At 64.8% G+C, this 23,291-nt stretch carries 11 protein-coding genes; 9 read left to right on the top strand and 2 right to left on the bottom strand.

The genetic code is table 11. The features are described 5' to 3' along the window. The first annotated feature begins 100 nt into the window (after nt 1–100). Nucleotides 101–2,260, top strand: a complete 2,160-nt coding sequence (locus ABR737_RS33090) for a RecQ family ATP-dependent DNA helicase (RefSeq protein ID WP_350257016.1) — start codon at nt 101–103, stop codon at nt 2,258–2,260. 38 nt (nt 2,261–2,298) lie between these two features. On the opposite strand, the gene ABR737_RS33095 is transcribed toward ABR737_RS33090, so the two are convergent. Further along, nucleotides 2,299–3,738, bottom strand: coding sequence for a hypothetical protein (locus tag ABR737_RS33095; RefSeq protein ID WP_350254549.1), 1,440 nt, complete (start codon nt 3,736–3,738; stop codon nt 2,299–2,301). 225 nt (nt 3,739–3,963) lie between these two features. Between ABR737_RS33095 and ABR737_RS33100 the strand changes: the two genes are divergently transcribed. The 6 genes from ABR737_RS33100 to ABR737_RS33125 all read left to right on the top strand — a co-directional run bounded on the left by ABR737_RS33100 (nt 3,964) and on the right by ABR737_RS33125 (nt 15,403). Next, complete coding sequence (locus ABR737_RS33100) at nt 3,964–5,928, top strand: recombinase family protein (protein ID WP_350254550.1); 1,965 nt, start codon at nt 3,964–3,966, stop codon at nt 5,926–5,928. A gap of 274 nt (nt 5,929–6,202) precedes the next feature. Beyond that, nucleotides 6,203–7,726, top strand: a complete 1,524-nt coding sequence (locus ABR737_RS33105; RefSeq protein ID WP_350254552.1) for a restriction endonuclease subunit S — start codon at nt 6,203–6,205, stop codon at nt 7,724–7,726. Between the two features lie 488 nt (nt 7,727–8,214). After that, a complete protein-coding gene (locus ABR737_RS33110) occupies nt 8,215–8,754 on the top strand; it encodes an endonuclease domain-containing protein (RefSeq protein WP_350254553.1) in 540 nt (179 codons plus the stop codon). A gap of 516 nt (nt 8,755–9,270) precedes the next feature. Next, the gene (locus ABR737_RS33115) at nt 9,271–12,678 is read left to right on the top strand and encodes a PIN domain-containing protein (RefSeq protein WP_350254555.1); all 3,408 of its coding nucleotides are present in this window, start codon (nt 9,271–9,273) and stop codon (nt 12,676–12,678) included. Between the two features lie 37 nt (nt 12,679–12,715). Next, a complete protein-coding gene (locus ABR737_RS33120) occupies nt 12,716–12,928 on the top strand; it encodes a transposase (RefSeq protein ID WP_350254557.1) in 213 nt (70 codons plus the stop codon). A 315-nt stretch (nt 12,929–13,243) separates the two neighbouring features. Continuing rightward, nucleotides 13,244–15,403, top strand: coding sequence for a RecQ family ATP-dependent DNA helicase (locus tag ABR737_RS33125; protein WP_350254559.1), 2,160 nt, complete (start codon nt 13,244–13,246; stop codon nt 15,401–15,403). Nucleotides 15,404–15,458: 55 nt separating this feature from the next. Here ABR737_RS33125 and ABR737_RS33130 read toward each other — a convergent pair whose 3' ends face one another. Next, nucleotides 15,459–16,742, bottom strand: coding sequence for an AbiJ-related protein (locus ABR737_RS33130; RefSeq protein WP_350254560.1), 1,284 nt, complete (start codon nt 16,740–16,742; stop codon nt 15,459–15,461). 330 nt (nt 16,743–17,072) lie between these two features. Between ABR737_RS33130 and ABR737_RS33135 the strand changes: the two genes are divergently transcribed. Together ABR737_RS33135 and ABR737_RS33140 are read left to right on the top strand one after the other, a co-directional pair. Further along, a complete protein-coding gene (locus tag ABR737_RS33135; protein ID WP_350254562.1) occupies nt 17,073–20,576 on the top strand; it encodes a helicase-related protein in 3,504 nt (1,167 codons plus the stop codon). Continuing rightward, entirely contained in the window at nt 20,560–23,283 is a 2,724-nt protein-coding gene (locus tag ABR737_RS33140) for a DUF1156 domain-containing protein (RefSeq protein ID WP_350254564.1), read from the top strand. Before ABR737_RS33135 ends, ABR737_RS33140 begins: the two co-directional genes overlap by 17 nt. Nucleotides 23,284–23,291: the final 8 nt, after the last annotated feature.

Here is a 23,291-nt window from a genome sequence, read left to right on the forward strand (position 1 = left end):
GGCCGTCCTCGATGGGCGGGCGGCACGCGCACTCTTTGTGATCGCTTTATCGCGTTGGGTGGATTCGCTGATTGTCAGTGCCATCGGGTTGCATGGGGGTATGGACCATCTGGAGCTGCGTACTGAAGCCGACGCCGTCCTCGCTGAGCTGGTCGGTGATCCTGGAGGTTCGGCGCGTCTGCGGGAGGATCAGTGGCAGGCGGTGGCGGCTCTGGTGAAGGAGCGCCGACGTGCTCTGGTGGTGCAGCGCACTGGCTGGGGTAAGTCGGCGGTGTACTTCGTTGCCACCGCATTGCTGCGTCGGCGTGGCTCGGGTCCGACGGTGATTATCTCGCCGTTGCTGGCGCTCATGCGGAACCAGGTCGAGTCGGCGGCGCGGGCGGGGATCCAGGCGCGCACGGTTAACTCGGCCAACCCGGAGGAGTGGGAAACGATCTACGGGGAGGTCGAGCGTGGTGAGACCGATGTTCTCCTCGTAAGCCCGGAACGCCTTAATTCTGTGGACTTCCGCGATCAGGTACTGCCTAAGCTCGCGGCCACCGCGGGCCTGCTGGTGGTCGATGAGGCGCACTGCATTTCCGACTGGGGGCACGACTTCCGCCCTGACTACCGCAGGCTGCGCACCATGCTGGCAGAGCTGCCGGCTGGTGTGCCGGTGCTGGCTACCACCGCGACCGCCAATGCTCGGGTCACGGCGGATGTGGCGGAACAGTTGGGTACGGGTGGCGGGGATGCACTGGTGCTGCGCGGCCCGCTGGACCGGGAGAGCCTGCGGCTGGGGGTGCTGGTGCTGCCGGATGCGGCGCACCGGCTGGCGTGGCTGGGGGAGCGGCTGGAGGATATGCCGGGTTCGGGGATCATCTACACGCTGACGGTGGCGGCGGCGGAGGAGGTCGCGGCGTTTCTGCGGCAGCGCGGGTTTCCGGTGGCTTCCTACACGGGGAAGACGGAGAACGCCGACCGGTTGCAGGCGGAGGAGGATTTGCTCGCCAACCGGGTGAAGGCGCTGGTCGCCACTTCCGCGCTCGGTATGGGCTTCGACAAGCCTGACCTCGGCTTTGTGGTGCATCTGGGGTCGCCCTCGTCGCCGATTGCCTATTACCAGCAGGTGGGGCGTGCGGGGCGCGGCGTGGACCACGCGGACGTGCTGCTGCTTCCGGGCAAGGAGGACGAGGCGATCTGGGCGTACTTCGCTTCGGTGGGCTTCCCGCCCGAGGAGCAGGTCCGGCGCACTCTGGCGGTGCTGGAGGAGGCGGGGCGTCCGCTGTCGCTGCCGGCGTTGGAGCCGTTGGTGGATCTTCGGCGCTCGCGCCTGGAGACGATGCTGAAGGTCCTGGACGTGGACGGCGCGGTGAAGCGCATGAAGGGCGGCTGGACCGCGACGGGGCAGCCGTGGGCGTACGACGCGCAGCGGTATGCGTGGGTCGCGAAGCAGCGGGCGGCGGAGCAGCAGGCCATGCGGGACTACGTGGCGACCTCGGGGTGCCGGATGGAGTTCTTGCAGCGGCAGCTCGATGATGAGAAGGCGGTCCAGTGCGGTCGCTGTGACAACTGTGCCGGGCCCTGGCTCGATCCCGCCATCTCGCCTGCGGCCCTTGCGGCAGCGACGGGGGAGCTGGACCGCCCCGGCGTCGAGATCGAGCCTCGCAAAATGTGGCCGACCGGGCTCGCCGCGGTCGGCATGGATCTTAAAGGCCGTATCCCTGGGGGCCAGCAGGCGGTCACTGGGCGTGCGCTGGGAAGGCTGTCGGATATCGGCTGGGGCAACCGCCTGCGGCCGGTCCTGGCGGCGCAGGCGGCGGACGGGCCGGTCCCGGACGACGTGCTGGCCGCCGTCGTGAGGGTGATGGCCGACTGGGCTCGCTCGCCGGGCGGCTGGGCCAGTGGTTCTCCTGACGCGGTGGCGAGGCCCGTGGGCATCGTCGCCGTGCCCTCCCGCACCCGCCCCCAACTGGGCGCCTCCTTGGCCGAGGGCGTGGCTCGTGTCGGCAGGCTCCCGCTGCTCGGCAGCCTTGCCTACACCCCGCAAGCGGATGAGTTTGCGGCGCACCGCAGCAACTCCGCCCAGCGGCTGCGGGCCCTGGTTGCCTCGTTCACTGTGCCCGACGAACTCGCCGCCGCCCTGGCCGCTACCCCCGGCCCGGTCCTGCTCGTCGACGACTACACCGACTCCGGCTGGACTCTGGCCGTATGCGCACGCCTCCTGTGCCAGGCCGGAGCCGACCAAGTGCTCCCGCTCGTCCTTGCGTTGGCCGGGTAGGCGAACGCTGTTGGCTCTCGCACAGGCCAACCAAGTGTCTACTGCTCGGAGTCAGGGCCGAAGAGCGATTCTTGCCTGTACACCTTGTGTACGTACGAATTATCTTTGGAGGTTCGAGTCCGATTGCGTTTTTGCCGGTCGCGCACAGACTCGCTACTGTTTTCCTCGGCGACGAGGACATTGTTACCTTCACTGACGCGGCGCTTGACCATAGACCACAACTGCTCTCGCGTGGTGCCGACAGTGCCGACCAGTCCTTCCTTGACCAATTCGACAAATTGTGCGCCTACGAGGTGACGTTCGACTCGGTCGTAGCCCAGCAGTCGAGCTTGACTGCCTTTCTGGGGGCCGAGCGTGCAGTCGTTTTCAAGCAGCATGCGCACATAGGAAACCGGAAGGTACATTCCGTGCGAGAGTCCCTCGACTGGATTCTTGCGAGTGTCCTCGGGCCAGTGGGCGAGCTTGAGGAAGCAAGGGTCGCTTCCCAGACGCCATTCGTGCGGTTGCGTGGGCGGGCTGTTCAGCTGTGCCACTTTTTCGAGTCGATCAAGCTGACTTCGTAGCCGTTCGTCGACGCGTATCTCTCGCTTGCGTGGATCTAGGCGCTTGTATTGAACGAGTGTAAAACTCTTGGTGGGCACGTGATAGTAGATCATGTCGGTTCCGGTCCGGGACTCCAGTGGAAGGGCGTTTACGTTGGTCACCTCGAGCCGTCGCCCGCTCGAATCCCAAAGCACGTTGATGTCGCATCTGGCCCCGCTCCCGTTCACCCAGTCACTGTCCAGGCCGAACGCCCGTCCTGCGGCGCGCACATCATGGTCGATCAGGCTGTTTTCCGAGGGCTGCGGGATGATGCCTGCCGTGTAAGGCGCGTCGCGGGACTCGGGGCGCTTCCAGGCGTTTAGTGAAGGCAGAGGGAAATCGGCGATTCGCAAGATGCTCCGGACCGCGTCTTGCTGTTCCTGCCAGGCTTGATCTGCTTCGTCATGGCTGTCTAGTACAGGGGGATTGGCCTGGGCCAGCAACCAGTCGATCAGCGGGACGAGACGGGGAAACTTCGCACGGAGCCCTCTTTCAAGTGCCTGCCAGACCTCACCGCTGCACCATCTGGCTGTGCCGATGAGACTTGCTCGTTCGAATTCGTTCCGCAAGTCAGATTCCAACAGGGCAAGAAGGCCGTCCTCTCCGTCGAGTGGCACATCTTCCATGCACTCACGCAGCGGATCGATGGTGATGCTCTTGTCGACGGTGCCGGGTGTGTTGTGGCGGGCCACGCTACCCATCCAGATCAGCTGTCTGGATCGCCGGCCGGCGCTGTTCTCCGTGTCTTCGCTGATGACCAAGGCCATTGGCGGGCCTACATTCGGCCCAACTGGCTGATCCTGCGCTGCGAGGACCTTGGTCAGGCGGAGCTGTAAGCGCAGTCGATCATGGATCTTTGTCATCTGCCTCGCTGGCAGCGTCACGATGTAGGCCACGGTCGGAGCGTAGTGCGAGCGATCATCGTGCGAGCCAGCTTGCCTCATCTTGGACTGCCTGGCGCTGCCTTCAGACGTGTGTGTTCGGATGGACTGTTGGGGACGGTCCGCTCCCTGCGAAGGTTTTCACGGCCTGCATCCTGGGGTAACGGGGCTGACGTGCAGGATTTTCACGCGGCCCTGGTGGCGACGCGGCTGCGGTCGGGCCGGCGGACATTGCGGGCTGTGGACTACCTGCGTGTGTCGACGGAGGAGCAGGCCAAGGGGTACGGCATTGCGTACTCGGGGAAGAAGACGGCCGGGTACATCAGTCAGAAGGGCTGGGAACACGTCGGCACTTTTGTCGACGAGGGAGTCTCCGGGGCTTTGGAGTCCCACCAGCGCCCGGATCTGCGGCGGCTGATGGAGCGGGCGTGGACGGTCCCGCGGCCCTTCGACATCGTCGTCGTGAACGAGGGCCGGGCCATCGGCCGTACCGGGCGCGCCTTTTGGAGATGGGTCTGGGAACTCCAGGAAATCGGCATCTTCGTCGCCGTGGTCAAACGGGACTACGACAACAGCACTCCCGAGGGGGAGAGCAAGATGCGCAAGGACGCCGATTACGCCGAGGACGAGCGGGAGATCATCCGCGAGCGGACCCAGGGCGGAATCCAGGAGAAGGCCGAGAGCGGCGGTTACATTGGCGGCAAGGTCCCTTACGGCTACTGCGTCGGGGCGGGTCGCCTCGTCCTGGATGAGTGCCGTAAGGGCAGGGACTGCGCGGCCAAGCACGAGGCGTGCGCGTTGCGGCGGGGCCGGACGCTGTATGTCGCCTTGCGGGACTGGAGCCAGGCGGCGCTCGCGGTGAATACGGAGGGCTACAGGAGGCGGGACGGCGGGCTGTGGGGCGGTCAGAGTCTGCGCCAGCAGGTGCTTAACCCCATCGTCCTGGAGGCACGGCAGGTGTTCCGCGGCTCTGGGGGAGTACGGCGAGACCACGAGGGACGGCCGGTGAACGGCGAGCGGGTGGTCATCCCGCTACCGCCGGTCTTCACCCCGGCCGAGGTCGAGGAACTCCGGGCGGCCAGCGGGCGCCCGGTTCGCACATTGCAGAAGGCCCGTGTCTACACCCTCAGTGGCCGGATCGTCAGCCCCTGCGGTAAGCGCTACATCGGCGGGGGAACGATCCTGAGGACGAAGGCATACCGGTGCCAGGGTCGGAGTAGGGCATACGCCGGCGCACCCACGTGCTCCTGCCCCTATCTGGCTGCTGATCCGGTCGAGGAGCGGACCTGGCGAAGAGTGAGGACGCTTCTCGGCGACGCCGACCGTCTCAAGGGAATCGCTGGCTGCCAGAGCGAGCCATCAGCCGCCCAGTGTGACGGCTCGAGGGAGCGCAGGGGCGAACTCGACCGGCAGATCAGGATCCACAGGCAGGCCCTCGCCATCGCCCTCGGTGTGGCCGCGAAGGAAGTCGCCGCGCTCGATCTGGGTCTGGAGGAATCGGAGAGGGCGGTGGTGCGCCAGATCGCGCCGCTGCAGGCTGAACTCGGCGTACTACTCGATGCCCGGAGGGAGCTGAAAGCCCGGCTGGCGGAATCGGATGCGGCACGAGAGCGGTCCGCTCAATTGGTCGAGCTTGCGGCCATGACCCGACGGATGTGGAGCGGCCTTCCGCTGAAGCGGCAGAAGGAGCTCATGGCCGCACTGGACGTTGAGGTGACGTTCCTTGAACCGCCTCAGCAGGGGCGCAAGGGGCAGCTGTGCGCGCTGACTGCGTGGTTCACCGACAGGAGACTGCTGGTCCCGCTGCTGACCGATGAGGGCTGGGCGACGATCGAGCCGATGATCACCCACCGGCCGCGGGGAGTTAGTCCCCGGCTGGTAATGACCGGAATCCTCTACAAGGCCCGCACCGGCAAATCCTGGAGCGCTCTCCCCGACCTGTTCGGCTGTCCCTCGACGTTGCAAACCTATGCGGCCCGCTGGCGCGAGTCCGGCTTCTGGGAGAACGCCATGCGATCCCTCGCCGCTGCCGAGGGCACACCAGTGCCTGCATCACCTGAGATGAAAACCCGGATCGGGTGCTCCATCGAGCCACGGAAGCTGCTGAGCAGCGCGCAGTGGGGGAGCATCAACACCTCACTGCCGGACCATGGTACGGGGAGGGCGTTCAGGTTCCGGATAGAGCTGGAGCCCTGTTCCCAATAGATGCACCGTAGGGGTGGGGCGGTCCAGAGCACCGGCCAAAACCCTTCTCGACCTGTAGGCCCTCAATCGGAATGTCCCGTTCCGCTGTGGCAACCTGCGCATTCTCAGCACGTCTTATTCAGACCATGCGGAGTGGGATCGTCTCCAGGTCCTCCTATGCGCTGGCCAAACCAAGACGGCATGGTCAGACCTCGTTTCACGGGCATATTGATCCTGCTCGGCGATCAACTGGAATAGTCTGGCCACAGGTAGGGCGGGATGTCGGGGGTGCACCGTGCAGAGCAGTGACTCAGATGGAGTCGTTCAGGCCAGCGGGACTCCGCTGGGCTCGCTTTTTAGCCAGGTGGGCGGGCTTCGATTCAAGCGCGAAAAGGTCCCTGCGCGCACGTCAGGAGCGATTCGCATCGTGGTGCCCCGCGACATCGGACACGACGGTTCACTTGCCGCCCCCGATCCGACGAGCAGTTGGGTGGTGCCTCCGGATAGCCTGCCGCGGCTCGAGGCCGGCGACATGATCGCGACTGAAGTTCTCGCCGCGGACGGCAGCATCAGGGCCGCAGTGGTTACAGAGGCAGACCTACCAGCTGTTGCGAGTGACAGCGTGCTGGTGCTGCGTTCCCACGAGCCACTCGATCCCGGGTACGTGCGGTGGGTTCTTGCCTTCTTGCGCTCGTCGGACCTCCGGGCGATCGCTATCGGAACAGTCGGAATCGTCCGTGTGAAGCGGAGCGATCTGGTCAACCTCGAAATTCCGCCCCTGAATGACGCTCTAGCTGCGGCCTTGGACGATCTGGCCATCGTCCGAGAGCGGATGAGCGATTGGCAACGTGCCGCTACTCAGCTACTCCAGTCGGCGTTCCGTGACCGCAACGTCGTTCAGGCGCGTGAGCGGATCATCGCTTCTGGACAGACGCTGCGGCTGCGAGTCGAAGCAGCGACGCAGCTGGATGAGTTCGGCTACATCATCCGTACACGTTTCCCATTTCCGATCGCCGCGCGTTGGCGAGAAGTGGAAGTGCGGATGAGCGCCGGCGAACCGAAGGAAGCCTATGAGGCGGTGCTCGCCACGGCCGAGATCCTGTGTGGCTACAGTGCCCTGATAGTCGCGGCGCTCGCCCGTGAGGCGGGCATCGAACTCAGCTCCGTTCGCGCTATCCGGGAGAAACTGGCAGGGGGGCGCACAGGTCCCGGGTTCGGGGAATGGGTTGCGGTTCTTGAGGAGATCGTCAGCGGACGTAAGCGGAGAACGCTACCTGCGGAACACCCCCTACACGAGTTCGGTTCCCTGCTCTCAGGTTCCGAGACCGTAGCAGCACGCAAGCGGCTCTACGATCAGCGCAATGCCGTGGCGCACCACCGCGGCCCCGATCACGTAGAACTTCCTGCTGCCCTGAGCAGCGCTCACGCTGATCTATCCAAGCTGTTGGACCGGGCACGCTTTCTCGCCGACCTGCGCCTGGCGTACTTCACGGACGTGCGATGGGATCAGTTGCTAGGGTCCGCGACTGTGGACTACCGGAGCATGATGGGGGACCACCCGGTAGTCCCGACCAACATCATGTCGAGCAGCCGCAACGACCTTGAGCCCGACAGCCTGTATCTGATTGACCGCGAGCACGGACTGCATCTCCTGCGTCCATTTCTGATTGGCCGCCCGTGCCCAAGGTGCCGGAACTGGTCAACCTTTCATGTTGATCAAGTTCCTCGCAGCGGGGCTGTACTGAAAAGCCTTGACCATAGTCACACTCTGCCCGATGCCGCAGTGGGCGTTTCGTTGTCGGCGGTTGGCTTGATCTAGCCCGCGCTCCGGCGGGCTTCAAGGTCCCCGACCGCTTCAAACTGAAGAATGCGGTACAGGAGTTCAGTTTCTTCGGGAGGACTCCGAGTCGATCGGGCCAGAGGAAGGACCGCCCGGGCCACGCGCTGCCCGAACTCGGTGAGCTGCATGGACCGGCTTTTCGACGCGCGCACCACGAGTTGACCGCCGAGGTCCGCCTCCAAGCGCACAGGACAAAAGCGTTCGTCTCACATCGGTGTCCCATGGCCGGACAAGGGTCACCGGCATTGAGAAGGGGACATCCGAATTGCGAACCTACACGACCCGGTTGCGACTGGAGACTGCTCGTTGCGATCGGAGACCAGGTGTCAACGGTGATCGTCAGCCCCTGACCGACATCGGCTACGACGCCTCAAAGTACTCGGTTATGCTCGTGTTACGAGCCCTTCGGCGGGAGTAAATACCGGGTTGTCGGGGTTGATGTCAGTGCTCGGCGCTAGGTTCTGCCCGTGGCACGTAGACGCGAGATTTGCGAGTTCGATGACGAGTATTGGTGCGAGATCTGCGAAGACCCCATCGACTATGGCGAGAAGGGCCGGGTCAAGGGCCACTGCTCTGCATGCAGCGTTGCCGTCCGGCAGGCCCGAAGGCATGGCCTGACCGTCTGGCAGATGAACGCCATCCTTCGCGTACAGGACGACGAGTGCGCCCTGTGCGGTCAACACCCAGGGGACTCAGGCACAGAGGGGGTGTCGTTCTGGCATATCGACCACGACCACACCCACTGCCCCAACTCTGGTTCCTGCGGAAGGTGCGTTCGGGGGCTGCTCTGCAAGGCGTGCAACCTCTACGGGATCTCGTGGTACGAGCGGCTGCCCCCGGCCTGTCGAGACTCCCCCCGCTTGAACGCTTACCTTGCTGACCCTCCCGCTCGTAGACCAGAGGCGGCAGTCAGCACGTGGGGCGACGTGACGGGAATCCGTGCTCGAGACGGGGCCTTCGCGAGCTGGCGGTCTTCACGACCGCTCGAAGAGGGTTCGGGTATTTGACCAGTACCTTGCCGCACGGTCTCATCAGAGGGCCGATTATGGCACTCTCTTTCCTTCTGGGCAGAACGGGCGTTGGCGACAGATCGGTGAGCTGGTGGCTATGACGGGGACGGCACGCGTGTGGATATCGGTGACGGCTGCGTTGACCGGCCTGGCGACCGTCGGGCTGGCCCTGGGCGCTGTTTTCGCGGACCCCGACACGACAGAGCGGACCGTGGGGGTGGTGGGTGCGGTCGTCGGATTGGTGACCTTGCTGGTGTCTGTGATCGCCCTGTTCCGCAACACGGGTGGCGGGTCTACAGGTGGGCGGCGCGTGCGCGGCGGCCGTGGATCGGTCGTGGCCGGCGGCAGCATCACCGGCTCCGCGATCGGGAACAACTCAAAGGTGACTGGTCCCCACACCACGCCCAGTAGCACTGCAGCGAGGCGGAACGTGGATGACGTGCGAGCTGGTCGAGACGGGATCGCGGCCGGCGGTGACATCACGGACAGCGCCCTTGGGGAAGGTAGCGAACGGTGAAGCCGTTTTCCTGGATTCGCCGTAAGGGGAAGATCGCCGCCTCAGAGGGTGAAGCAGTTCCCGTCGAAGCTGCGCGGACGGTGTCCGCCGGTCCGGGTGCGGTTGTCGCTGGCGGAGCAATCACAGGTTCTGCGATCGGTGACAACAACACGGTCACGTACATTGAGAAGCAGTACGTGACCGACGGGGGCGCAACGCTGGGGGCGGGCCGGTCCTGCTTCGATCAGGCGCTAGCCACGCTGCCACCCGTATTCCAAGAAGAAGCACGTCAATTGCGTGATCGCTGGCCTGACGTGGAGGCGGTCGTCAATCAGCTTCCGACGGGTAGGACTGCACGCAAGAAGATATTGGAGCAATGGGCCGAGCACGAGCCACGATGGCTCGCCAGCGCCCCCGTCCAGGCATTTCCTTGGCTAGCCCACCTGGCGTCGACATACGATGCTCGCACCGCATCCTTCTCTTTCTATGACCGGGCGGTACGCGACGGCGGATACCCTCGTGACCTCCTGGTCGTGCGGGCTGCTCTGCAGGCAGAGACAATGCCCGAGGGCAGCGCGCGCTCGTACCTGGCCGCCCATCAAGACCTTGACTCGCCACTGGTCTGCGCCTTGCAATTTGCTTTGGACGGCGACCGGCCCGCGGCCCTGAACCACCTCAACCGGTGGACAGCTCCTGATGACAGCGCGCATGCTCTGCAGCTTCTCCTGAGAACGGACGCCCTCGTAGGGCAGGACTTGACCGACCAGGCCCTGCCAGCACTGCGTGAGGCGGATGTCGCACGCTTTCCTCAGCTTGGGCTGGCGCTGGCACAGGCTCTGCTGCAGCGAGCCACGCGCCGCGCTACACGCAGTAAGCTCGCCGACGCCCAGGAAGCCCTGGCCGTCGCCCTCCGTGTGCGTAACGCACGTCGGGAATGGTTCGGTGACAGCGCGGCGGCGGTGGTCCTGGGAATACAGGCCGCAGTGTTCAGCCAGGATCTGTCGACCGCGTGGGCTCTCTCGCAGCTGGCTCCAGAAGGAGACGCTGACGCGCAAGAAGCGGAGGATCCTCGGGTCCAGGAGGAAAGTGCCCTGATCGCGGCGCTGACGGGCCGCGAACACCGGGCGCGCGCACTTTTGAGCGTGGTGACAAGCCCGTTCGCGAAAGCGCAGGTGCTGGCTGTGCTCGAAGAACGCCGTGCCGGTAGCGACAGCGAGGACGAGCGAGTAGCTGAAGCCTGGCAACGCGCCTGGGATGCAGCGGAGCCAGGGCCCGAACAGCTTATGGCGGCCATGGGGCTGGTTGAGTCTGGGCGGAACCTGCCGGAGATCGCTCACCTGAAGAACGATTATCCCGAGGCAGTAGGGGATCTCGAGAAGTTCGCCCGCGCCGTCAGCGGTAAAATGGGCGGCGATCTGGTGGTCCTGCGCGCCAACGCGAACCAGAGTCCGATCATCGCCCTGAAACTGGCGCAGCGCTATCAGCAACTCGATGATCGCGAAACGGCCGCGGCCACCCTGCAGGAAGCCGCGGCACAATGGCGCGATGCGCAGCTGATGGCAATGGCAGCCCGTACCTACCAACAAGCCAGGGACTACGAGAAGGCTAAGGAGTGCGCTGAGAGTGCGCTGCGGATCGCTGGCCCGGGTTGGGCAGCACAGGGCGCGATGTATGAGCTGCTCGTTGAGACGGAATCCGCCGCAGGGAACTGGGAGCGGGCCACGGACGCGGCCATCGTCCTCCTGGGACTGGATCCGCACAATCTTGACGCACGCTGGGCCCTGGTGAGGTGCTACGTCATACGGGCACGGCCCGACGAAGCATGGCGGACACTCACCGAATTCAGGGAAGCGGCTCCACCACGGCGCCGAGACGAAGCGCTCCTGTGGGTCCAGCTCGGTGCACGTCGCTCTACTGATCCCCAATTCATCGGGCGTGCGCTGGAGCTGATGCAGAACTGGCCACAGGATGAAGAACTCTTGGGGACTTTCCTGGGCGTTCTTCTCTGGCGCACCACTACGACGCAGCCCATGAGTGCAGAGGCGGCCGAGCTGCTGCATGAAGCGAGCTCGGACTACCGGGAACGCTTCCCGAACAGCGTCTACTTCCGCGCCCTCGATGCCACCGATCCACAAGCGGTACTCGAAGAAATCGGCGAGGGCCTACGCCGTGAGCACGAGGGCGAGGGCCGTCGGGAAATCCGAGAGCGGATCAATCAGGGCCAGCTTCCCATCGGGATGCTGGCTCCTATGAGTGGCAGGTCGTACGCCGAAGTGTGCGTGCGGCTCACTGTAGAACGTCCTGGCCTGTTTGCCTCCGACCCGACCGCAATCACGGTGGAAGCAGGCGCAATCCAGGTCGCGCTCACCCGGCGGGTGGTCGTGGATACGAGTGCGGCGGTGTCTCTCGCCGTGTTGGAGCCGGGCGCCGCCGAACGGCTCATCGGCTCCTGCCAGAGCATCGTGACAACCGACCAAATCGTCGGCGATGTTTTCCACGCCGTCGACTCATTCGCCCTGCGGTCCGATGCCACGCTGGTCTGGAATGAGGACGAATCACGGCCGATTCTTCACGTTGCGCCGGACGGGCAGGTGAGCGCCTTGCGTCGCACCCTTGAGCGTGCCGCCGACATCGTGCGGTCACTGCCCCGAGTGGCCCGACCAGAGCTGCGCGCACTGCCGGGGCTGCCTGCCGGACGGGGCGCGGAGATATGGCTCACGGCCCTGGATCATGCCAAGGAGCACGGCCTGGTGTTGTGGTGCGACGACCGAGCTCTGCGGAGGTTCGCCCGGTCGGCGGGTGTACCCGCATTCGGAACGCTCGCCCTGATCGACGCGTGCCAACGCCAGCAGACCATGGCACCACAGGAGGCGATGGTCCTGAGAGCCGAACTCCTGCGGCATTTCTACATGGACATCCCCTTCGCCAGTGACCTGTACGGTTTCGCGGCGCAGGCCGACGGCTGGCACGCACGAGGAGTAGCTGCCGCGATCGCACGACCGACAGCCTGGAGCGATCCGTGGGGCGTGGTGCGGTTGGTCCTCAAAGCAGTTGCACAGACCATCGATTCTGAACCGGACCATGCTTCGGCTTGGCTGACAGCTGCTTACGCGGGCCTCTGGCGGGCAACGCTGCCCTCCCACAGGTCCGGCAACCTGCAGAAGCTTTCCGTCCAAGCCCTGACGCAGCCCTGGGTCTCCGACTCATCACTGCCCTTCCTCCTAGGAGGTCTACACAACGGGGCCGCAGAGGTTCAAAGCAGTGACGGTCCACTGATGGCTGCCCTGGCTCGCTACTACGAGGCGCTGATTCAGCAAATGGGCCATCCCTGGGCAGGAACGGCGCTCATGAACCTGTTCAGCCACGCTGCCGAAGCGGACAAGTCTGCAGCTGCACGCATCGTGCTCACCCACCGAGACGGGTAGCACAGGCTCGAGCAGGAGGGCATCTTCTGCGTCCTGTGTGTCGATCGTTGGGGACCTCCGGACCTTCGCAAAAGGGTGCTCCTCCAGCAGGGCCTGGGGCGCTGACGGGACCGAACCCGACCGACCGCGCAAGAAGGGGGCGAAAACCCATCTCATCGTCGACCGCCGCGGTCTGCCTCTGTCGATCGGCATCTCCGCCGCGAATCTCCACGACAACCAGGCTCTCATTCGGCCCATCCGCGCACTGTGACCGTCGGTCCAATCAGACGCGCCGGTCAGGTAGTCCGCGGGCAGGTGTCCACAGACGTGAGCAGTGAGTCGCATGTGCCGTTGCCGCTTGCATTTGGAGAAGTCAGTGGTTCGGGGCTGCCGAACGGGGAAGGCATTCAAATTCCAGGCCGAGTTGGAGCCCTGACCTGCATAAACGCGCCGATCGGGGGCGAGGTGGTCGAGCGCTGGGCCCTGGCCATCCTTGATCGATGCGTGGTGGGAGGGGCCGTGCGCAAGCTGCTTGTCACGCTGGGTGAGTTAGTGGATTGTCAGTGGCATCGGGTTGCATGGGGGCATGGACCATCTGGAGCTCCGCACTGAAGCCGACACCATCCTCGCTGAGCTGGTCGGTGACCCCGGGGGTTCGGCGCGGTTGCGGGAGGATCAGTGGCAGGCGGTGGCGGCGCTGGTGGAGGAGCGCCGACGGGCGCTGGTGGTGCAGCGTACTGGCTGGGGCAAGTCGGCGGTGTACTTTGTGGCCACTGCTCTGCTGCGCCGGCGTGGCTCCGGGCCGACGGTGATCATCTCGCCGCTGTTGGCGCTGATGCGGAACCAGGTCGAGTCGGCGGCGCGGGCCGGGATCCAGGCGCGCACGATCAACTCGGCCAATCCGGAGGAGTGGGAAACCATCTACGGGGAGGTCGAGCGCGGCGAGACTGACGTTCTCCTCGTAAGTCCGGAACGCCTCAATTCCGTGGATTTTCGCGATCAAGTGCTGCCCAAGCTTGCGGCCACGACTGGCTTGTTGGTGGTTGACGAGGCGCACTGTATTTCCGACTGGGGCCATGACTTCCGCCCTGATTACCGCCGCCTGCGCACGATGTTGGCGGAGTTGTCGGCGGGTGTGCCTGTGCTCGCCACGACGGCGACGGCGAACGCGCGGGTGACCGCGGATGTGGCAGAGCAGCTGGGCACGGGGGGCGGGGATGCTCTGGTGCTGCGGGGGCCGCTGGACCGGGAAAGTCTGCGGCTCGGGGTGCTCGAGCTGCCCAATGCGGCGCATCGGCTGGCGTGGCTGGGCGAGCGACTAGGGGACCTTCCGGGTTCCGGGATCATCTACACGCTGACGGTCGCGGCGGCCGAGGAGGTCGCGGCGTTCCTGCGGCAGAGCGGGTATCCGGTGGCCTCCTACACGGGGAAGACGGAGAACGCCGACCGGCTGCAGGCGGAGGAGGATCTGCTGGCGAACCGGGTGAAGGCGCTGGTCGCCACGTCCGCGCTGGGGATGGGCTTCGACAAGCCGGACCTGGGATTTGTAGTGCATCTGGGGTCACCCTCGTCTCCGATCGCCTATTACCAGCAGGTAGGGCGTGCGGGGCGTGGTGTGGATCATGCGGATGTGCTGCTGCTGCCGGGGCGGGAGGACGAGGCGATCTGGGCGTACTTCGCTTCGGTGGGCTTCCCGCCCGAGGAGCAGGTGCGGCGCACGCTGGCGGTACTGGAGGAGGCGGGCCGTCCACTGTCGCTGCCGGCGCTGGAGCCGCTGGTGGATCTTCGGCGCTCGCGCCTGGAGATGATGCTGAAGGTCCTGGACGTGGACGGTGCGGTCAAGCGTGTGAAGGGGGGCTGGACGGCCACCGGGCAGCCGTGGGCGTACGACGCGGAGCGGTACGCGTGGGTCGCGAAGCAGCGGGCGGCGGAGCAGCAGGCCATGCGGGACTATGTGGCGACCAGGGGGTGCCGGATGGAGTTCTTGCAGCGGCAGCTGGACGACGAGAAGGCGGTCCCGTGCGGTCGCTGCGACAACTGTGCCGGGCACTGGCTGGAGGCGGTGGTCTCTTCCTCAGCACTCGCGGCGGCGGCAGGCGAGCTGGACCGTCCGGGGGCAGAGATCGAACCACGCAAGATGTGGCCGACCGGGCTCGCCGCGGTCGGCATGGACCTGAAAGGCCGTATTCCCGTGGGCCAGCAGGCGGTCACCGGGCGCGCGTTGGGCAGGCTGTCGGACATCGGCTGGGGCAACCGCCTGCGCCCCCTGCTGTCGGCGCAGGCCACGGATGGGCCGGTCCCGGAGGACGTGCTGGGTGCCGTCGTGACGGTGCTGGCCGACTGGGCGCGCTCGCCGGGCGGCTGGGCCAGCGGCTCCTCTGACGCGGTGGCGCGGCCGGTGGGGATCGTCGCCATGCCGTCGCGCACCCGCCCGCAGTTGGTCGGCTCACTGGCTGAGGGCGTGGCCAGGGTCGGCAGGCTCCCGCTGTTGGGCACCCTGGTCTACACCTCGCAGGCGGATGAGTATGCGGCGCACCGCAGCAACTCCGCCCAGCGGCTGCGAGCCCTGGCCGCCTCGTTCACCGTGCCCGACGAACTCGCCGCCGCTTTGGCCGGCACTCCCGGCCCGGTCCTGCTCATCGATGACTACACCGACTCCGGCTGGACCCTGGCGGTAGGCGCACGCCTCCTGCGTCAGGCCGGTGCCGATCAGGTGCTCCCGCTCGTCCTGGCTCTGGCCGGATAGGCCGCGGCAGGATTCCCGAAGATGGCTGTTGCGGCCAAGGGGCACTAGGGAGAGGTCAACGGGGTGGGAAGAGCGTACGGGTGAGGTCTTCGCGGAGCCGCTCTTTCACGGATGCGGGATCGCTGGTGTGTTCGTGGGCGATCCGGATCGTGTGGATACCACAGCGGGCCCAGTGCCGGTCGCGGTCTTCGTCGTCGGCTTTGCGGGTTCGGCCGTAGTGGTGCGGGCCGTCGACCTCGATGATGACGGCCCGGCCGTTCCCCAGGACGGTGAAGTCGGGGCTGCGTACACCGGCGTCGCGCAGCTTGGCCGAGGCGAGCGGCAGGATGGCCATGCCGTTCTGGGTGGGGCGCTCGCGCTGGAGTTCTTGGAGGACGTGGTAGACAGCGAGTTCGGCCCTGCTGGCGAACACGAGGTCGTCTGCTGTCGGGTATCCCTCGTTGCTCTTCCTTTCCCGGCGTGCCTGGTTGGTCGGGGTGAGGGGGTCAGTGTCTTGGTGCCGCCAATCCTGGGTGATGCCGGGGAAGGGGCGGAGGGCGGCCTCGACAACGAGCGATTGGACGTCTTCGCGCTCTAGCCGCTTGAGCACGGTTGCCAGCCGCTGCCAGATCACGTCGGTCACTGCCGTAGTGAACTCGGGTACGAGTGCACGGTCGGCGGTGATGACAGCTTCATAAGTGTCGGCTGTCCAGTTGTCATTGGGCATCGGATGGAAGATGCCGCCGTCGCGGCGCAGGGTGAGCTTGGCGGAGCGGACGAGGTCGCGAGCCAGCCCCTCACCGTCTTCGTCGAGAAGGTGGTAGGTCTGGCCGAGGACGAGATCAAGTTTGCTGGCGTCGTCGTCCCTCAGCGGCAATGCGATCAGCGGGCCACCGGTGTTTTCCGGGACCGGCGTGTAGACCGGCCGGCCCGACAGGAATGCGTGGGCGCGTAGGGCCCAGCCGTCCGGTGCCAGGAGCCGGTTCAGTTCATCGACACGCCTGGCTGACTGATCGGTGTCGGCTTGAACCGCGGGGTGGACCGTCCGTGCGAGGAACGCCAGGAGGAACTCGTCGGGTCCCTCAAGAAGTTGGAACCGGGCGTCCTCGAAAACCCAGTCGTCCTCCCAGTCGAAGTTGCTCACCCGGTGCTGGATGATGTCGCCGCGAGCGGTCGGCCGACGCGAGTCGGTGGAGGGCAAGGCATCCAGGTCGTACAGGCTCTCCAGGAAGGTGACTTCTTCGAGCCGCCCCCACCATCCGCCCTCTGCGCTGCGCAGGAAGTCGAAGATGTCGCGCCGGGTCACCGCTGTGATCTTCTGCGAGGTGCCCTGAGCAGGTGAGGTGTCGCGTGGAGTCATGAACCCAGAATGGCGTGCTGTTTGCCTGTCTGCCGGGTTTTTGTGTCATGCCCATCGGGGTAGCGAATCTGACGTGCAAAACCCTCACGTGGCGGCTGTGGTGGCGGCCCGGCTGCGTGGGAGCAGACCGCCGAATCCAGCGGTCGGCGGCTGTCTGGTTCCGGTCGCTGTTGCCAGCGGCAAGTGGCGTCAGCGATGGTCGCGTTGATGGTCTGTGCGCCAGACCACAGGACCCAGGCGGCTGACGTGTCCCCTGTCCGGCAGCTGTGTCACTGACGTCAGCTAGGTTTGACTGGCTGGCCGCTATGGGAGCGATGGAGGGGGAGTCCTGTGAGTGATGTGGGCGAGCGGGCGAAGAATCGCTTGATCATGCTCGATGGCCACTTCGCGCATCCTGTGCGGGTGGAGCACGTCGAGTCGATCGGCGCTGGTGTATTCCTCGTCAGGGTTCGCCACTCAAATGGCGCGCCTGATGAAACTCAGGTCTTGGAGTCTGAGCTTGAGGCTGCCCTCGCAAGGGTTGCGCCTAAGTCCGAACTGGTCAATGCGCGGGACCTCTTTCTGTGGGTGGAGTCTCAGCGTATTAAGCATGCCTTTGCCCACGATCCGCTGTTTGCTGTTTCGATGAGCGGTGTCCGCGGCCTTCCTCATCAAATCGAGGCCGTCTATAGACACATGCTACCGCAGCCCAGGTTGCGCTTTGTCCTCGCAGATGACCCCGGCGCCGGTAAGACGATTATGGCCGGGCTTCTGCTGAAGGAATTGAAACTCCGCGGTGCGGTCGAGCGAATCCTGATCCTTAGCCCTGCTCCACTTACCACACAATGGCAAGATGAATTGCTCGAAAAATTTGATGAGCAGTTTGAGATTGTGTCCAGTGAGCAGGTTCGCAATCAGGTCGGACAGAGCCCCTGGGGCAGATTCCCGCAGGTCATCAGTAGTATTGATTTCACCAAGAGAGATGACGTACGCAACGAGCTGCTCCGTGCACAATGGGACTTGGTCATTGTTGATGAGGCCCACAAGGCGTCGGCCTTTACGAAGCGGGGCAAGGATGAACGAATAGTTAAGACCAAGCGATACGTTGTGGTGGAGGGTGTGGCCCAGCAAGCCGATCGGCTGCTGCTGCTCACGGCTACACCGCACTCTGGCGACGAGGATAGGTTCACACGATTCTTGGGTTTACTCGACCCTGACCAGTTCTCAACGCCCGACCTGGTGAAGAAGCAGATTTCGAACGATGGAAATCCGTATTTTCTGCGGCGCCAGAAGGAAGACCTTGTGGATGAGCAGAATAATGCGCTGTTCGTCGCGCGGCATGTCTACACGCAGCCATTCCAGCTCTCGCAGGCTGAGTACGAGCTGTACCAGGACGTCACTGCCTACGTGAACACCTATCTGGGTTCGCGTGGAGGCGCGCGGGGTAACGCCGTGGCTCTCGCGCGGACTGTGCTGCAGCGCCGTCTCGCTTCAAGTCTGGGGGCGATAAGATCTTCCTTGGCTAAGCGAGCCGATCGCTTGAGTGATCTGGTTGATGAACTGACCACAATGACCAATGCTGATCAGAAGCGGCGGTTGGCCTCGCTCGGGCGCATGCCAGCGGATTCAGACTTTGAAGACGATAATGAGGCAGCGTCCGACGATATCGACGAGTTCGTCGATGACGCCCTGGCTACCGAAGTCAGCAGTGCAGATCAGATTTCCCAGCTGCGGACGGAAGTGCGCGAACTCCGGAAGCTGGTCGCCCACGCCGACCGAGTCCGAGCTCAGGGCGACGAACGCAAGCTCGTGGCCCTCCGCGAGTGCTTGGCCAGGGCAGAGTTCGACGAACTAAGGGACGGCCGGGGGAAGCTCCTCATCTTCACCGAGCACCGCGACACCCTGGACTACCTGGAAGAGAACCTCCGTCGACAGGGCTACTCGGTCTGCACTATTCATGGCGGTCACCCTCCCGCGGAGCGCAAGAGAATCCAGCACGACTTCCGGCAGAACAAGCAGATTTGCATCGCCACCGAGGCGGCCGGCGAAGGCATCAACCTCCAATTCTGCCACCTGATGATCAACTATGACCTTCCTTGGAACCCTGTGCGCCTGGAGCAACGCATGGGGCGAGTACATCGCATCGGCCAGATCGCGGACTGTCGGATCTTCAACTTCTGCGCCACCAACACGATCGAAGGCCAGTTGTTGGCTAGCCTTCATGCCCGTCTGGAAGCGATGCGGGCCGACCTCCAGGGTCGCGTCTATGACGTGATCGGCGAGCTCCTTACCATCAACGGCATTGACTTCGAGCGGTTGGTAAAGGAAACCCTGGCCAATCCCACCCGGGCAAACCGGCACGCAGCCGCCGCGGCCATCAATGGACTCAACGCGGACAAGCTGAAGGAGTATGAGCAGGCCACGGGTATCGCCCTGGCAAGGAAGTACGTAGACATCGACTGGGTGCGTGGCCAGAACTTCCTCTCCGAAGAACGTCGGCTCATGCCGGAGTACGCAGAGGCGTTCTTCCTGCGTGCTGCGAATCGTCAGCAGCTTCGCGTCGAGCGCCGCGCCGATCAGCTGCTCCGCGTTGAACATGTCCCTGTTGCTCTGCGCAGCGAGACGCTCATGGCAGTCAAGCACCGGGGGCGTCCCGACACCGAGTACCGCAAGCTCACCTTCAGGAAGGAGGAGCGCGACCGCGTAGAGAACGAGGATGCAGTGCTGTGCTCTCCCGGCCATCCGCTGTTCGCGGCGCTAACTGAGGCCCTGGAGCGGGACCTTGCTGCGGACAACGTCCCCCAGGGTGCCGCAGCGTTTGTAGACCCAGGTACTCGTGTCCCCTATTTCGTCCACCTCTTCGCCTATGAGGTGGTGGGTGAGGACGTCCACGGTGCCCCCGAACTCGCGTACGCAGAGGTCGTCGCGGTGATAGAGGACAGAGACGGTCTCCACCGAGGGCCGGCAGATGTACTACATACGCTCACGCCTGCGCCCCCTGACGAAGTGCGGAAGGCGGCGTCTCTTGCTCCCGAGCAGATCAAGGCCGCCACCGACTGGTTGCGCGTTCAGGTCCAGCTCCCGCGGACTGGGGCGGAGCGACACAGTCGACTTGATCAAGCCAAACTTCGGGCCTCCTACCTTGGGGAGGCGATGGATGCGCAGAAGCAGCGTTTGGAGAGCCGATGGGAGGCGTACGACGTCAAGGTCGCTGCTGGGGACGACTCGTACAGGCTCCAACGGGACAACGCAGCTCGGCAGATCAAGGAACTGAAGCATCGGCGGTTGTCCAAGTTGGAGTCCCTCAACCGCCTCGGCGTGGTGCGCTCAGGGAAGGTCACGCACCTCGGCTCTGCCTCTGTAGTGCCCCCCAGCGCGCCAGAGCATCCTGACGTCGACGTCATGCGCCCCAACAGCAAGGAAGTTGAGGACGCTGCGGTTGCGGTCGCGATGGCTTTCGAGGTGGAGCAGGGATGGGAACCGGAATACCTCGGACACCTGATGGACGGCAGCGGCTTCGACATTCGCTCGACACGGACGCTTCCCGACGGCAGCACGCAGGTGCGTCGGATCGAGGTGAAGGGCCGCAGCGCTGCCGCGGGCGATGTGGGCCTGTACCGGACCGAGTGGTACGCGGCCCAGCGATGGGCGGCGGGATTTTGGCTGTATGTCGTCTACAGCGCGACGACGAGCCCTGTACTGATGAGGGTGCAAGACCCCTACCACACGCTGCCCAACGTGTCAGAGATCCGGCAGGTTACCGGCTATCGCGTACCGGGAGCTAGCATCCGAGCTCACGCGGTTGTAGAGGCAAGAGCTGCGGAGCGAGAGGAACAGAGTGCGCGACAGCAGTGACAAGCGGCTGATCGAAGACGTCATACCGATCGACGTCATCAGCCGCACCAGCGCCAGCGAGAAGGTGGGCGGCCGGGTCGGCCACCCTGCGTCGCTCCATCTTTGGTGGGCTCGCCGACCGCTCGCGGCCTCCCGCGCCGCTGTCTACGCTGCCCTGGCGCCAGCGGAAGGGCGCACGCGCACGCTGGAGCAGGAATCGGACTTCTTCGATGCGCTGTGCACATGGGGCGGCAACGACCAAGCCATCCGTACAGCGCGAAGCGAGGTTCTCGCTGCAAGCCCTGACGGCCCGCCAAAGGTTGTCGACCTCTTCTCAGGCGGGGGCGCAATACCGCTAGAGGCGCTGCGGCTGGGATGCCAGGTCACAGCCAATGAACTGAACCCGGTGGCTCACCTCATCGAGCGCATGCTCTTGGAGTTTCCGCAGAGCTACCCCGGGCTCGCCGACGACGTACGCAAGTGGGGCCAGACCTGGCTCGACTCAGCCTGGAGTGACCTGGCTCCTTTCTATCCGCCTGTCGACGGCGGCACGGGCCAGCAGGCGTTCCACGCCGACGACGAGACTGAGCAACGTCTTCCCCTGGCGTACCTGTGGACACGCACGGTGCGTTGCCCTAACCCTGCCACCCCCGAACACGACGCCCACCTTGTGCGCCAGACCTGGCTCGGCCGGAAGAAGAACCGGCTCGTCGCCCTCAAGCCCGTGGTCGACCGGAAGTCGCTGTCGCTGCGCTATGAGGTGGTTCAGGCAGCGACCGAGGCCGATCTCGGGTTCGACCCTGCCGAAGGATCCCGGGGCGGTGAAGTGGCGTGCCGTATCTGCGGTGCCACGGTCACGGGCCAGTACGTCAAAGCGGAAGCCCGCGCCGGCCGTATGGGGACAGCGCCCCTTGCGGCCCTCGCAGCCAAGCCAAACCGCCGTGGACGCGACTACCTTGCTGTTGGCGACTATGAGCTCCCGGATGACGCGCAGTGCCAGAAGGCCCTTGAGAAGCTGAAGGACGAGCTGAAGGTCGATCCGCTCAATGAGCCCCTTCCCGGCACCATGCGCATTACCGGCGGAACGTGCATGGTCTACGGGTTCTCTCAGTACAGCGACCTGTTCACGCCACGACAGTTGCTCGCGCTGAGCACCCTGGCTGCTGGCATTCGTACCGTGTACGACAAGGCATGCGCCGAGGACATGGATCCCGGACGTGCGGCTGCTATGGCTACCGCGTTCGCCATGGCTTTGAACAGGGTCGCAGACCGGCTGTCGAACCTGTGCCGCCTTGACACGAAGAATGAGGGCGGAACGAATACTTTCGCCCGTCAGGCGCTGCCGATGGTGTGGGACTTTTATGAGGCTAACCCGTTCGCAGGGGCCTCTGGGGATGTGCGTAAGTACCTCAAGGAGACCGCTGACCTCATCGAGAGGCAGTCGAGTCTCCCGAATGCTGCTACCTGCGTGCGAGGGTCCGCCGCTTCTCTTCCACTTCCTGACGACTCGCAGGACGCGGTCATCACGGACCCGCCCTACTACGACAACATCTCGTACGCGGACCTCTCTGACTTCTTCTACGTGTGGCTGAAGCGGTCGGTCGGATTCCTCTACCCCACGCACCTTGGTGGAGAGCTGACGCCGAAGAAGAAGGAGGCAGTAGTCGCTGCCTACCGTCATGCCGGCAACAAGGAGGAGGCACGCCGGCATTACGAAGACCTCATGGAGCGTGCGTTCACCGAAGCCCATCGGGTGCTCAAGCCAGGTGCACCGCTCGTCTGTGTCTACGCGCACAAGACCACCTCGGGGTGGTCCAGCCTGGTCGAATCCCTCAGGAACGCAGGCTTCACCATAACCGAGGCATGGCCCCTGGACACCGAGATGCCGGAGAGAGCTGTCGGCCGAGGTACAGCCAGCCTGGCTTCCTCCATCTTTCTCGTCGCACGCAAGCGCAGACCCGACGCCGGAGTGGGCAGCGAGGCCGACGTCATGGCTGAGCTCGACCAGATCATCGCGGAACGCCGCACGCGCCTGGAGAAGCTCGGCATCACAGGAGCAGACCTGGTCATTGCCACCGTCGGGGCTGGCCTCCGCGCCTTGACCCGGTACGAGCGTGTCGAGCAGGACAACGGCGAGCTGCTGCCCGCCGAGACGTTCCTGGAGATGGTCCAGAGCCGGGTCCTCGACGAGATCGTCGAGGGCTTGGCCGGCACGGACCCCGTCACCCGCTACTACCTGGCGGCTCAGTTCTCGTACGGGTACGCAGCCGTTCCGTTCGACGAGGCCAACAACCTTGCTCGGATGGCCGGAGCCAACCTCGACGGATCCGGTGGCCTGACGGCTGGCCCCAATCCGCTCGTTTCCAAGGTCAAATCCACCGTTGTTCTCAGAGACTTCGAAGAACGCGGGGACGATCCGCGCCTGGGCGAGCCGAACACCGAAGCCAGTGGGACACTGCCGCTCTACGAGATCGAGTCGTCAGTCGCGCCGCCCCTCATTGACGTTGCCCATGCTGTCCTTTGGCGCGCCGAGCACCGTCCAGCTGCGATTCCCTCCTACCTGTTGTCGGTGAACGTCGACGTCGACGCCGTTCGCCAGGTAATCCAGACCTTGGCAGGCCGGGCCTTGCGTTCCAGCTCTAGCGAGTCGAGGAGCCGAGAGGCGAGCGCAGCGGAGCGTCTGCTGGCGTCGTGGAGGACGATCACCGGGGAACGAGGACTGGTCTGAGGTGTTGA

It is taken from the genome of Streptomyces sp. Edi2 (genome assembly GCF_040253635.1).
GTDB lineage: Bacteria > Actinomycetota > Actinomycetes > Streptomycetales > Streptomycetaceae > Streptomyces.

Bases quoted from the DNA above. Each gene is read 5' to 3' on its own strand.
- ABR737_RS33125 (WP_350254559.1), top strand. From the start codon at position 13,244: ATGGACCATCTGGAGCTCCGCACTGAAGCCGACACCATCCTCGCTGAG.
- ABR737_RS33130 (WP_350254560.1), bottom strand. From the start codon at position 16,742: ATGACTCCACGCGACACCTCACCTGCTCAGGGCACCTCGCAGAAGATC.
- ABR737_RS33090 (WP_350257016.1), top strand. From the start codon at position 101: ATGGACCATCTGGAGCTGCGTACTGAAGCCGACGCCGTCCTCGCTGAG.